The sequence below is a fragment of the Microbulbifer sp. SE14 genome (assembly GCF_059834885.1).
Genome location: NZ_JCBAJA010000027.1, coordinates 1 through 12,903 on the forward strand (window position 1 = coordinate 1; position 12,903 = coordinate 12,903).

Sequence of the window (12,903 nt, forward strand, 5' to 3'; positions counted from 1 at the left end):
TTACAGCGCGTTGCGGCCGCATAAGCACAACGACGGGTTGCCGCCCAATGTGGCAGAGCAGGCCTACTGGAAAACTCAAAAGACGGTGGCCTAAATCACTTGACCACTACATATCGCGCTGGGCAAAGCTCAGCACTATCTTGCAGGGTGAAAGTCCCTGTCGGGAAGTGAGGGAGTAATCCCCACTGTAAGGGCTAGCCACCCACCCGTATCGAGCCTTGGGCCTGTGGCGGAGTCGTGACTAACACGGCGAACAAATCAGGCTAAGCGTAGGCAGAGAATCCTGTAGGCCGTAGGGGAGATCGCGCTCCCTGAAGTGCTGGTACAGCTTCGAAAGAACCTCGAGGTTGCCGAGGGTGTTAACGTCCCCGAAGGAAATACAAAACATCCGCAATGGCGAGGATGTGGCGGACCTCCGGAGTCTTCAGGCCGTGGCATGCAGGAAGAGATAGGCTGGGAACCCAGGAAGCCCCGAAGGCTCCGGAACCGGAGGAACAGAAGATCATGACGGCACGGCATACAGACCTTGAGGCCCACAAGGGGAAACCCGGAAACGGAACTGTGCTGGAGCCTAAACCGTCGATCGTCTGCCGGCCCCTGGAGGGCACAAGATGCCTTATGCCGACGGGGTGTCTTATCAGGCATAGTACTCTGAGAACGGGAAAGCCGTTTACATGGGGAAGGACCTGACGGAAGTACGTAGCCCGCAAAGGAAACTCATGCCGGACATAGCAGGACTGGACAACTTTGAGTCAACCTCACTGCGGGGAATAGCCACGCGGGCACGCGTGTGCAAACACCATCGTTTCAGAAACCTCTATCGGGAAATCAATACTGGTCTCCTGCGGCGCTGCTTCCGGGAACTCAACCCGAAAGCCGCCAAAGGCGTGGACGACGTCACCTATCAAGACTACGCCCGCGACCTGGAAGCCCGGTTGACCGATCTGGTAGAGCGCCTGAAACACAAACGCTATCGCGCCCGGCTCGTCCGGCGCGTGATGATCCCAAAAGGGAATGGCAAGGAAAGGCCGCTCGGTATCCCAGCGTTCGAAGACAAGCTCGTACAGCGTGCAGCAGCCAAGCTGCTAAGCGCCATTTACGAACAGGACTTCATTCAGAGCAGCTACGGATACCGACCGCAGCGGAGTGCCAAGGGTGCGATCGAAGATCTCACCTTTAACCTCCAATTCGGCAGTTACGGTCACCTCGTCGAAGCCGACATCCAGGGCTTCTTCGATCACCTCGACCACGACTGGCTGATCGACATGCTAAAACAGCGCGTCGACGACAAAGCCTTCCTCGGCCTGATCCGCAAATGGCTCAAGGCTGGCATCCTCGACATCGACGGCCAGATCATCCACCCGGAGACAGGCAGCCCCCAAGGCGGCATCATCTCACCGGTGCTGGCCAATATCTACCTTCACTACGCCCTCGATCTCTGGTTCGAGCGCATAGTGAAGCCCCGCTGTCGAGGCAAAGCCTTCCTCAATCGCTACGCCGACGATTTCGTCTGTGCCTTTCAGTACAAAGGCGAAGCGGAAGCCTTCTATCGCGTACTGCCCAAGCGGCTGAACAAGTTCCACCTGGCCATAGCGCCGGATAAAACGCGGCTATGCCGCTTCAGCCGCTTCCAGCCTGGCCACAAGCAGGAAGCCAGAATCCAATATCTCGGCTTCGAACTGTGGTGGGGCTGGGATCGCCACGGCGAGCCCAAGGTTCAACGGCGCACTGCCCCGAAGAAGCGACAGGCCGCCGAAAAGCGCATACGCGACTGGATCAAGAAGGCGCGGCATCTGCCCGGCCACGAGTTCGTGGCTGGACTCAAGCGGCGATTGCAGGGACACTACAACTACTACGACGTGATGGGCAATAGTACTGGCCTGTACAGCTTCTATATCGAAGCAATCAGGCAAGTCTTCAAATGGTTGAATCGGCGTGGAGGGAAGTATCGGAGCTTTACCTGGCCGAAGTTCAAGCGGGCACTTGTCCGCCTGGGCATCCCGCAGCCGAAGACCAAGCCGTGGAGTCGAAAGTGTTTGGTGTATGCATAAACTGCCCGTCGCGAAAGCGAGTACAACCGAGGAACCGGATGCGGGAAAACCGCACGTCCGGGACTGTGCCGGGGGCCCTGGGTAACTGGGGTTCCTACGGCGAGAACCCTTCAAAAGAGGTCGAGATTGGATATTCAAATTAGCAATGAAAGCACTGATGACACAGCGCGTATACATGAAGTTACAGCGGAAGCGTTCTTAAATGCTCCCCATACGGATCATACAGAGCAGTTCATTGTTGACGCTCTTCGTCACGCGGGAGCGTTAACGATCTCTCGGGTTGCCAAAGTTGACGGAGAGATTATTGGCCATGTTGCAATTTCGCCCGTCACTTTATCAACTGGGGCATCCGGCTGGTTTGGCCTTGGACCAATCTCTGTTATTCCAGAGTTTCAAGGGCGCGGCGTAGGATCTAAGTTAGTGAAAAGTTCTCTTGCCGCTCTTGAAGCAATGGGCGCATCTGGCTGTGTAGTGCTTGGTGATCCTGATTATTATGGTCGTTTCGGGTTCAAGGTTGTAGATGGGCTGCTTTATCCCGGTGTACCTTCTGAGTATTTTCAGGGGCTATCGTTTTCCGGCGAGGTCCCGCAAGGGGAAGTATCCTACCATGAGGCGTTCTCAGCTCAGGGTTAATAAAATTTGACCCTCAAAGGGAGGGGATATGCCAAATTTCAGAAAACACAGCTACAGCCAAGACGCTATGGTCGCCATCAACTTCGAAGATCAGCTCCAACCGAGGCCTGAGCGCGATGTTGTCGAAGGAAAGAGTGCCGAGATCCTGGATTGAATCATGCGCCATGTTCCGGCTGAATTCTATGGTTGACGCGCATTTTGACTTTACCCTGGTTGCGATGCAGATGCCGTTTCCAAGTGCAGCTACTATAGATAATGATAACTCGTTGATAAATGCGCTGTAGCGGGTGGTCCCGGCGCCAGGCGGTTCCCGATCGCCGGGTGTCAGGACAGCTACCTGTCGCGATCACAGGACGTGAAGATGGACGAAGCCGAACTAAAAAGATTCTCTGAGCCGGATGAGGTGCGCGAGTTCCCGAAGGGTCGCCTTGAGGTGGTCAAGATAGGCGGTGGCATTGTCGGGCGCGCCACCTTTGAGCCGGGCTGGCGCTGGTCTGAGTCGGTACAGCCCATTGCTGGCACCGACAGCTGCGAGGCGCCGCATTTCCAGTATCACGTGTCCGGCACCTTGAAGGTAGTGATGGATGACGGCACAGAGCTGGAGTGCAAACCCGGCGATGTGTCGCTGCTCCCTTCGGGGCACGATGCCTGGGTGGTGGGGGACGAAGCGGTCGTCGTCGTGGACTTCCAGGGTATGGCGGACTACGCCAAAGGCGAATAGCCGCTCCGCTGTATCGGCAATTCCTTCCGGGGCAGGCTGGCCGGATGGCCGGCCTCCACCGTCTGTCTTCCTGTAGCTGCTGCGTTTACTGAGCTTCGCCAAGGTATCGCTGGTACCCGGGTTGCGGGATATACTGCGGAGCGGGTTCCCGGGGCCGTAGCGCTGTCGCTTACCTCCGGTGCACCCGGTTACCCTTGAGCCAGACCAGCCGTCGAGATTTTCCGCCCATGCAGCAGGCCGACCAGTTTATCGATTTGTTGAAAGTGCTGATTCGCAACCCCAGTGTCGTGGGGGCCGAACACTCGTTTTTCCGCGTGTTGCAGCGGGAGCTGGAGGAGCGCGGGGCCAGGGTGACCTGGTACGAGGGGTTGCTGGTGGCCCAGGGTTCGCGGCCGGGTACCGCCATGTTCTCCGCCCATATCGACCGCCACGGGCTTGTCTGTACCGGGCCCAACGAGTTCCAGTACGCGGCCTTCGTCACCGGCAACCGCTCCGATCTGCTGGGCAATTCGGTATCTGAAAAGCTGATGATGAAAATCGTCGATCGCTTCCAGGCGGTGCCGGTGATGGCCTACGAACCCTGGTCCGGCTCCTACCGCGGTTCCGGGGTGATCAGGCGCACCTATGTGTGCGAGTACCGCAATAACCTGATCTTCGAGGTGGACGGTCTGGAGCACCTGGTGGCGGGTACGCCGGTGGCCTTTACCGACCACCTGACAATCGACGGCGGCATCCTCAGCGCGCAGCTGGACAATGTGCTCACCGCCGCGCACCTGGTGCATCTCTTCTCCCTCGGCTTCCAGGGCACGGCCTTCTTTACCGCCCAGGAGGAGGCGGGCAGCAGTTGGCGCTACCTGCTGGAGTGGTTCCGCCGCTTCAACGGTGGCACCGACAAGCTGGTGGTGGTGGACACCAGCCCCTACCCGGACCGGCGGGCGGCGGACTGCCAGCAGGTAGTGCTGCGGCGGCGGGATGCCAACGCCGAGTTCCACGCCGGCACCACGGCGGTACTGGAGGCGCTGTGCCGGGGGCAGGACATCAGCTACGGCTACAAGGATGCCTATATCGAGGAGCAGAACCGGCTGTCGATGGAGCAGGGATTGGAGCCCCAGTCCCTCGGCAGTACCGAGCTGGGGCGCATAGTGGCGGCCTCCAACGGTTTCGTACAGGGCACCACGCTGCAGATCCCGACCACCGGCTACCACACCATGGAGGAGTCCTCGACCATGGCGGCCAACCAGGCCTTCAGCCGGCTGTTGACGTTGATCGCGGAGAAGTACGGGGCCCTGTGAAGCCCGCCCGGTCAACCCCTGTCCGGCCGGTCGGAAATGATCAGGCCGCTGTCCGGGTCTACTTCCAGCGCGCGCCTCTCGCCGCCGTACCTGGCCTTTATTTTCCAGCGCCCGCCGACAAACCTGGCATCGGTAATCGGCCTGAAACCGAGGCTATACAGCTTGTTGCGTATGGTGGAATAGTCCAGTGCGATGACTGAAGGTTCAGCGCCGTAGAGATCGGGGCTGTCGTAGATGGGGGCCGGTGTATTGGGATCAATACCCGGTGGTATCGGAAAGGTGAGTGCGTTTACCAGCAGTACGGTGGCGAAGAAACTCATGGACAACTCCTCACTACCCGGAATGTTCATTGATAGTGTGAGGAGGGCGTGGTTCCCAGTTTTTCGATGGGCACGCTGCGCTTTGCCCATCCTGCCCGGCTCCTACAGGTCGTGTTTGGCTTTCTGGGGGTAAGTTGTCAGCGGGTCATACGCAGCATGATATCCATGATCCGGTTTGCGGTCTTGCCGTAGGGTGGCATCAGCAGCTTGAGAGGATCCAGCGGGCCCTGTTGGAACACCGGGCGCAGCTTGGAGAAGGTGATAAAGCCCTCGTAGCCGTGGTAGTGGCCCATACCGCTCTCACCGACGCCGCCGAAGGGAATATCGTGCTGGCCCACGTGCAGCACGCAGTTGTTCACCGAGACTCCGCCGGAAATTGCGCGCTCGATATAGAAATCCCGCAGCGACTTGTCCTTCGTAAACGGGTAGATGGCCAGCGGGCGGTCGCGGCCGTTGATGTATTCCACCACTTCCTCTTTATCGGAATAGGTTTTTACCGGCAGCAGCGGGCCGAAGATCTCCCGCCGCATCACGCCCATATCCTCGCTGACGTTCAGCAGCAGGTGCGGCGGGAACTTGCGCAGCCGGTCGTCGCGGCTGCCCTGTCCGCCGGACAGGTCGATGGCGATGGCCCCCCCGGCGACGGCGTCGTCCAGGGTCGCCCAAAGGCGCTGGTAGGAAACGTCGTCGATTACCGAGGTGTAGTCACTGCCCTGCAGGTCCGGGTAGCGTTTCTGCACCAACTGCCTGGCCTTTTCCACGAAAGCGTCGACGCGATTTTCCGGCAGGAACAGGTAGTCCACGGTGGTGCAGATCTGGCCCGCGTTCATCAGCTTCCAGAAAATAATCCGCTCGGCGGCGGTGTCTATCGGGAAGTCCGGCGCAATTATGGCCGGGGACTTGCCGCCCAGCTCCAGGGTGACCGGGGTCAGGTTGTCGGCGGCAGCGCGCATCACCGCGCGACCGGTGGCGGTGGAGCCGGTGAAGATCAGGTGGTCGAACTTCAGGCTGGAAAAGACCGGGCCCACGCCGCCGGTGTCCTCCACGAACGCCAGTTTTTCCGCCGGGAAATAGTCGCCGCTGATGCGGTTCAACAGCTGCGCCAGTCGGCCGGAGTTGTGGGACATCTTCACCATGGCGCGGTTGCCGGCGGCGAAGACGCTTGTCAGCGGAGTGAAGGTCAGGTTGACCGGGAAGTTCCACGGCACTATGACGCCCACCACGCCCAGGGGCTGCGGTATCACGCGGTTGGAGGAGGTGGGGAAGGCGGTGAAGTCGATATGGCGGCGCTGAGGCCTCATCCACTTCTTCAGTCTCTTGATGGTGTCCTTGATACCGTCCAGCACCGGGTAGAACTCGCAGAAGAGGGTCTCGTGGCGGGAGCGGTTGCCGTAATCGGCGCTGACCGCCTGCACCATCTCCTCTTGGTGGTCGCGCAGCATGCGCGCCAGGGTTTTCAGGTCTTCCACCCGCTGGCGGCAGGTCGGCACCGGGTCGCCCAAGTAGGCCTGGCGTTGTCGGTCGAGCAGGTTCTGCAGCAGGGACAGGTCCACAGCGTGTCGGGTCAGGGTCTGGGTGGTCATGGGAGTCATCCGACTGGAATTATCGTTATCGGATGCCGAGGTTAATTCAATCGTCGCCGGGGGAGTTGACCGATGGCGCCGGCGATTTGACAGATGGCGCAAGTGCGGTGATCTGCTGCCGGCGCCAGGCGGCGGGGCTGGCGCCCATGATGCGTTTGAAGCTGCGGGTCAGGGCGCTCAGCTGGCTGTAGCCCACCAGCTCGGCGATCTCCGTCAGGCTCAGGTCGCCGTCGAGCATATGGGTGCACACCTGCTCCACCCGCGCCCGGTCGAGCAGCTGCTGGAAGCTGGTGCCCCGCTGGCCTAGCCTGGCCTGCAGGGTGCGCGGGGCCATGCCGATCTGTTCCGCCACTGCCTCCAGGGTCACCGGGCCGCGGGGCAGCAGGTTGGTGATGGTCCACAGCAGCCGCTCCCGGAATTCGTCCAGCTGTTTCTTTTTCAGGAAGCTGTCGATCAGGCCGCGCATCTCCGGGTTGGCGCCCACCACCGGCCTGTCCAGGTAAACGTGGTCGAATACCAGGCCGTTGTAGTCGCCGCCGAAAACGATGGGCGCCTGCAGCAGTTTGCTATAGGGCGCAGTGGATTCCGGTTCCGGTCCGCACAGGTAGGCGGCGCGCAGGGGTATCCTCTCGTTGAGCAGGAAACAGAGGATGTTGTAGGCCCCGGCGAGGGTGTTGTCGTTGTGCTGGCGCGACCGGGCCGATTCTCCTTCGAGGCGGTAGGTGGAACGCAGGTAGGCCAGCCCGTCCTTCTCCTCCAGCCAGGCGTCCAGGCCCTGTATCGTCTGGCCGATGGAGGAAACGATGGTGTTCAGGGCGTCGCGCAGGGTGGGGCACTGCTGCATCAGCAGGCCGAGGGCGCCGAGCATGGAGATATTCTGCTGCTGCGCCAGCTGCAGGCCGAAGTGGGGGCAGCCGCTCAGCTTTGCGCCCAGTTCCAGCAGTTCGACCTTGGTTTCCAGCGGGATCATCAGGTCCGGCCGGTCCAGGTAGCTCGCTGGCAGGGACAGGCGCGCGAGCAGCTGGTCGGCGTCGACCCCGCAACTGCGCAACAGCCTCTTGTATCCCGACAGCGCGCTGGCGCGAACCATGGCTAGCATGCAATCAACTCCGCGTGAATTCAGCGGCCATTGTACGCGACTGGAGTCGGTTGCGAGGAACAGGAAGATCCGGCCGGCGGGCGCCGGCCGGGGATGTGGGGTCAATCCTTGTCCGGCTTGTCGGACAGTATCTCGCCGGAGTTGGGGTCCACTTCCAGATCGCGTTTTTCGTCGCCCTTGTAGGCCTCCACTTCCCAGCGGCCGTTGTCGAGGGAGACATCGGTGACAGGGGTGTAACCCTGTTGCTCCAGCTTGGTCAGCACGGTGGACAGGGCCATGGCGCCGGGCGGGGGTTTGTCGTCCGCCAGGGCCGGCTGCAGGGTGGAGGCGGCAATGGCGGCTATCAACAGCTTCTTGATTGAGCTCATCGGTTTCTCCTGGGGCAGGTATCAGGGACGATGGGGTTACTGCGTCGGTTCGGCGGGCTCGCTGAGGCGCTGCTGGATCATGTTGCACCACTCGATGCTGCCGCCGTCCGGGCCGTGGGCGCCGTCGCCGCCGGTGAGCTGGTCCACCGCGAGGAACCACTCCTCTGAGCCCACTTCGGGCAGGCCGGCGGGGTAGAGTTCCGCCAGGTCGCCGTCGTGCCGGGCGAGGACCTGTTCGTGGACCCAGGCGAACCACTCGGGGGTGCAGATTGGAGCTTCGGTGCTGTCGGCGGCCGGCGCCTCCGCGCTTTCCTCCGGCGTGGGCGGGGCAATGGGTTCCTCCATGGCCTCAGTGGCCGTCTCGCCGGGCGGGGTGCGCTCTGCGTCGGCCGGGTCGTGGGTGTCGCTCTTGCGGCCGCAACCGCCCAGGACAAGAATCAGTACGAGCAGGGGCAGATAGAGGTACATGGCTTCTCCACAGGTTGCCGTTTCGCATCTAAGCATAGGTCGAGCTCGGGCATAGGTCGAATTCGGCGACTCCGCGGGGGCTCTCCTCAGAAGGTGATGTGTTGACTTTGGTTGCCATAGAAATGAGAATCCTTCTCAAATCAATCAGGCAACCATGGGCTCTCGATGCTTATCCGATCTCTCTCCCGTATCGCAATCGTTGCAACCGGCCTGTTTGGCGCGCTCGCCGCCTCTGCCGCGGAGCAGGTGAACATCTACTCCTACCGCCAGCCTTTCCTGATCGAGCCGGTGCTCGATAGGTTCACTGAGGAAACCGGTATCGAAACCAGGGTGGTCTACGCCAAAAGCGGCCTGAACGAGCGGCTGCAGCGGGAGGGGCGCAACAGCCCGGCGGACCTGGTGCTGACTTCCGACACCAGCAGCCTGATGGACCTGTTGGCCAAGGGGCTGACCCAGCCGGTGCAGAGCGATGTGCTGGAAAAGAATATCCCCGCCCAGTTTCGCGACGAGGCGGGCAACTGGTTCGGCCTCACCACCCGGGCGCGGCTGATCTACGCCTCCAAGGACAGGGTCAAACCCGGTGAGATCACCACTTACGAGCAACTGGCGGACCCCAAGTGGAAGGGCCGCATCTGCACCCGCAGCGGCAAGCACCCCTACAACCTGTCCCTGTTCGCTTCCATGATCGCCCATCGCGGTGAGGCGGAGACCAAAAAGTGGCTCCAGGGCCTGAAGGCCAACCTGGCGCGCAAGCCCCAGGGCAATGACCGCGCCCAGGTAAAGGCGATCAAGGAGGGCGTGTGCGACCTGTCCCTCGGCAACAGCTACTACTTCGGCAAGATGATCACCAACACCGAGGAACCGGAGCAGATCGAATGGGCCAAGTCGGTAAACCTGGTGTTCCCGAATCAGGGGGATCGCGGCACTCATATGTTCGTCTCCGGCGCCGTGCTCACCAGGCACGCGCCCAACCGCGACAACGCGGTCAAGCTGCTGGAATTCCTCAGCGGCGCCGAGGCCCAGTACCTCTACGCGGAGAAAAACTTCGAGTTCCCGGTGCGCCCCGGCACTGAGCGCTCCGAACTGATCGAGGAACATATGGGCGAGTTCAAGGAGGACGACCTGAGCCTGACGGAAATCGGCTCCCACGTGCCCGCCGCCTCGCGGTTGGTGGACGAGGTGGGTTTCGATTTCTAAATTTTGCGTGCAACAACTCGTCCCTGTTGCCTGTAAGAGAAGTCTGCGTGGCCCTGCTGCCGGCGGCCATTTGGGAAAAAGCCTCATCGGTCCTTGTATCGGCCGCAGGCGCTTTTCTCAAATGGCCACCGGCATCAGGGCCTTAGCATCAGGTTCTGCCATTCTTTTCTGAGTCCCGAGAGCCTGGGTAGGTTGGGCTGAGCGCAGCGAAGCCCAGCGGGCGCCGGGCAACATTGGGGTTCGCAAAGCTCACCCCAACCTACACACGAATCGAATCCCGAGTTCCAGGTCCCGAGTAGTTGCCCATGATCCCTGCATCTCCATTTCCCCGGCCGAACGCGTCCGGCCTGCGCTGGGTACTGCTGGTGGCGACCATAGCGCTGCTGGTGGCGCTGCCGGTGCTGTCGATATTCTGGCTGGCGCTCTTCCCCGAGGAGAATATCTGGCCGCACCTGCTGGACACGGTGCTCTTCCACTATATTTCCGCGACCCTGGTCCTGGCATTCGGCGTCGCGGTCTTGACGCTGCTGGCGGGCGTCGGCGGCGCCTGGCTGGTGACCATGTGCCGCTTTCCCGGGCGGGGCTTCTTCGAGTGGGCGCTGCTGTTGCCGTTTGCGGTGCCGGCCTATGTGATCGCCTATGTGTACACGGACCTGCTCGAGTACGCGGGGCCAGTACAGAAAGGCCTGCGCCACTGGTTCGGCTGGCAGACGGCACGGGACTACTGGTTCCCGGAGATCCGCAGCATGGGCGGCGCCGTAGCCATGCTGTCGCTGGTGCTCTATCCGTATGTGTATATGCTCGCGCGGGCGGCCTTTATCGAGCAGTGTGGCAGTATCCGCGCCGCCAGCCGCTCGCTGGGCTGTACGCCCTGGCAGAGTTTCCTCAGGGTTTCACTGCCGATGGCGCGCCCGGCGATTGCGGTGGGTCTTTCGCTGGTGCTGATGGAGACGCTGAACGATTTCGGCACCGTGGATTTCTTCGCAGTGCGCACCCTGAGTGTCGGCATCTACGATACCTGGCTAAGTCGCGGCAACCTGGGCGGTGCCGCGCAGATCGCCTGCAGCACCCTGGCGTTTGTGGTGCTGCTGATCGCGCTGGAGCGCAGGGGTCGTGCGGGGCAGAGGCATTTCGTGCAGTCGCCGTCACGTAGCCGCGACAATTACCAGCTGCACGGCTGGCGCTCGCTCGCGGCCGCGATTTTTTGCGGCCTGTTGCTGCTGGCCGGATTCGGCGTTCCGCTACTGGTATTGGGCAACTATGCGTTGGGGAATTTTGCCAGCTACTGGAGCGACGATTTCTTTGCCATAGCGCGCAACAGCTTCCTGCTGTCCGGCGCCGCCGCGATGGTGGCCGCGCTGCTGGGACTGCTGCTGGCCTACGGCAAGCGGCTGTATCCCCGGCGTGCGGTCAAATCCCTGGTGGGCTTTGCCAGGCTGGGCTATGCGATGCCCGGCGCGGTGATGGCCATCGGCGTGCTGATTCCGCTGGCGGCCTTCGACAACGCGCTGGACGCGCTGCTGCGGGCGCACTTCGGCATTTCCACCGGCCTGTTGCTGTCCGGCAGCGTGTTCGCGATTGTATTCGCCTATACGGTGCGCTTCCTCGCCGTTTCCGCCGGCGCCATAGAGTCCAGTCTGGACAAGGTCACGCCGTCGATGGACCGCGCGTCCCGCTCACTGGGACGCAATAGCTGGCAGACGCTGTGGGCGGTGCATTTCCCGCTGGTGCGCACCGGGCTGTTGAGCGGTGCGCTGGTGGTGTTCGTGGACTGCATGAAGGAGCTGCCGGCCACGTTGCTGTTGCGGCCCTTCGGTTTCGATACGCTGGCGACCTATGTCTACCAGTTTGCGTCCGACGAGATGCTGGAGCGCTCGGCGCTGGGGGCGTTGATGATCGTGCTGGTGGGGCTGCTGCCGGTGATTCTGCTGAGTCGCTCCATGGGGCGGCGCAGGGCAAGCGAGAAGGTTGAATTGATGGAGTCCGAGGTGCCGGCACTTTGAACAGGGCGATTTGACCTCCGGTCGCGACCATGGGCGGATGGCCGCCCTGCCGCTCCTACGAATTTTCCTCGTAGGGTGCGCCCTGCGCACCATCAATGCCGGTTGGTGCGCACGGCGCACCCTACACTGCAAATACGAGCGGCGTGGTGATACGCAGCGGCACCTCGCTGCCGGTTGCAAACTGAAACTCCGCGCCCAGTGTCGCCTCGATAATGCGGCCACTTGGCAGGCGGAATTTATACAGCATGCCGCTGCCGAGAAAACTCTTTTCCAGCACCCGGGCGGGCACCGCGTCCGGGTGTTCGCCGGGCAGCAGGTCTTCGCTGCGCACAAAGACCTGCAACTCTTCCCCGGGGGATTCGATGGCCGCGGGCAGCTGCACTCGCCCCATTTCCGTTTCGATCAGGTCCGGCCGCCGCAATTGCCCCCGCAGCAGATTGCCCTCGCCGACGATGCGCGCCACCGCCGCACTGGCCGGCGTACGGTAGATGTTTTCCGGCGTGTCCCACTGCTGCAGGCGACCGCCGCTCAATACACCCAGTTTGTCCCCGGCCACAAAGGCCTCGCCGCGGTCGTGGGTGACGATCAGCGCGGCCGTACCCTCCTCGCGCAGGATATGCCGCACCTCGGTGGCCAGGCTGCGGCGCAGCTCGGTGTCCAGGTTGGAGAAGGGCTCGTCCATCAGCAGCAGCCGAGGGCGCGGCGCCAGCGCGCGGGCCAGGGCCACCCGCTGTTGCTGGCCGCCGGAGAGTCGGTGTGGATATTGATTGGCAAAGTTTTCCAGGCGCACCAGCCGCAGCAGTTCGCGCACGCGGGCCTCCCGCGCGGCGCGGGGCATGGACTTGAGGCCGAAGGCGATATTCTGCCGCAGGCTCAGGTGGGGGAAGAGGGCGTAGTCCTGGAATACCACGCCAATTTTGCGCTGTTCCGGTGGCGTGATGGCGGTGGGTGTCGAAATATTACGTCCACCCAGGAAAATCGAGCCCCGGTACAGCGGCTGGAAGCCGGCGATGGCGTGCAGCAGTGTGGTCTTGCCGCAGCCGCTGGGGCCGAGCAGGCAGGCGATCTCGCCCTCGTTCAGGGCGAAGGAAACGGATTCTAGAATGACCCTGTCGCCGTAGCGGCATTCGAGGTCGGTGACCTTTAGCAGCGGTTGCACATTGAGCCT

13 protein-coding genes are annotated in these 12,903 nt (G+C 62.0%); 7 read left to right on the forward strand and 6 right to left on the reverse strand.

The features are described 5' to 3' along the window. Nucleotides 1–719 precede the first annotated feature (719 nt). From ltrA to AC6R19_RS17280, 5 genes are all read left to right on the forward strand, one after another. On the forward strand, nucleotides 720–2,051 hold the full coding sequence (ltrA, locus tag AC6R19_RS17260; RefSeq protein ID WP_500581090.1) for a group II intron reverse transcriptase/maturase: 1,332 nt from the start codon (nucleotides 720–722) through the stop codon (nucleotides 2,049–2,051). 126 nt (nucleotides 2,052–2,177) lie between these two features. Further along, complete coding sequence (locus AC6R19_RS17265) at nucleotides 2,178–2,684, forward strand: GNAT family N-acetyltransferase (protein ID WP_500581091.1); 507 nt, start codon at nucleotides 2,178–2,180, stop codon at nucleotides 2,682–2,684. A 28-nt stretch (nucleotides 2,685–2,712) separates the two neighbouring features. Beyond that, nucleotides 2,713–2,838, forward strand: coding sequence for a hypothetical protein (locus tag AC6R19_RS17270; protein ID WP_500581092.1), 126 nt, complete (start codon nucleotides 2,713–2,715; stop codon nucleotides 2,836–2,838). 201 nt (nucleotides 2,839–3,039) lie between these two features. Next, a complete protein-coding gene (locus AC6R19_RS17275) occupies nucleotides 3,040–3,405 on the forward strand; it encodes a cupin domain-containing protein (RefSeq protein ID WP_500581093.1) in 366 nt (121 codons plus the stop codon). Between the two features lie 227 nt (nucleotides 3,406–3,632). Further along, complete coding sequence (locus AC6R19_RS17280) at nucleotides 3,633–4,697, forward strand: peptidase M42 (RefSeq protein WP_500581094.1); 1,065 nt, start codon at nucleotides 3,633–3,635, stop codon at nucleotides 4,695–4,697. 11 nt (nucleotides 4,698–4,708) lie between these two features. On the opposite strand, the gene AC6R19_RS17285 is transcribed toward AC6R19_RS17280, so the two are convergent. From AC6R19_RS17285 to AC6R19_RS17305, 5 genes are all read right to left on the reverse strand, one after another. Next, the gene (locus AC6R19_RS17285; RefSeq protein WP_500581095.1) at nucleotides 4,709–5,017 is read right to left on the reverse strand and encodes a hypothetical protein; all 309 of its coding nucleotides are present in this window, start codon (nucleotides 5,015–5,017) and stop codon (nucleotides 4,709–4,711) included. A gap of 137 nt (nucleotides 5,018–5,154) precedes the next feature. Beyond that, entirely contained in the window at nucleotides 5,155–6,600 is a 1,446-nt protein-coding gene (locus AC6R19_RS17290) for a coniferyl aldehyde dehydrogenase (protein ID WP_500581096.1), read from the reverse strand. Nucleotides 6,601–6,646: 46 nt separating this feature from the next. Next, entirely contained in the window at nucleotides 6,647–7,699 is a 1,053-nt protein-coding gene (locus tag AC6R19_RS17295; RefSeq protein WP_500581097.1) for an AraC family transcriptional regulator, read from the reverse strand. 101 nt (nucleotides 7,700–7,800) lie between these two features. Then, the gene (locus tag AC6R19_RS17300) at nucleotides 7,801–8,067 is read right to left on the reverse strand and encodes a PepSY domain-containing protein (RefSeq protein WP_500581098.1); all 267 of its coding nucleotides are present in this window, start codon (nucleotides 8,065–8,067) and stop codon (nucleotides 7,801–7,803) included. Nucleotides 8,068–8,103: 36 nt separating this feature from the next. Beyond that, nucleotides 8,104–8,535, reverse strand: coding sequence for a hypothetical protein (locus tag AC6R19_RS17305; protein WP_500581099.1), 432 nt, complete (start codon nucleotides 8,533–8,535; stop codon nucleotides 8,104–8,106). Nucleotides 8,536–8,700: 165 nt separating this feature from the next. On the opposite strand from AC6R19_RS17305, the gene AC6R19_RS17310 reads away from it, so the two are divergent. Further along, the gene (locus tag AC6R19_RS17310; protein WP_500581100.1) at nucleotides 8,701–9,732 is read left to right on the forward strand and encodes a Fe(3+) ABC transporter substrate-binding protein; all 1,032 of its coding nucleotides are present in this window, start codon (nucleotides 8,701–8,703) and stop codon (nucleotides 9,730–9,732) included. A 305-nt stretch (nucleotides 9,733–10,037) separates the two neighbouring features. Further along, entirely contained in the window at nucleotides 10,038–11,735 is a 1,698-nt protein-coding gene (locus AC6R19_RS17315; protein WP_500581101.1) for an ABC transporter permease, read from the forward strand. A gap of 121 nt (nucleotides 11,736–11,856) precedes the next feature. Here AC6R19_RS17315 and AC6R19_RS17320 read toward each other — a convergent pair whose 3' ends face one another. After that, nucleotides 11,857–12,894: an ABC transporter ATP-binding protein gene (locus AC6R19_RS17320; RefSeq protein ID WP_500581102.1), complete on the reverse strand. Its 1,038-nt coding sequence runs from the start codon at nucleotides 12,892–12,894 to the stop codon at nucleotides 11,857–11,859. Nucleotides 12,895–12,903 lie beyond the last annotated feature (9 nt).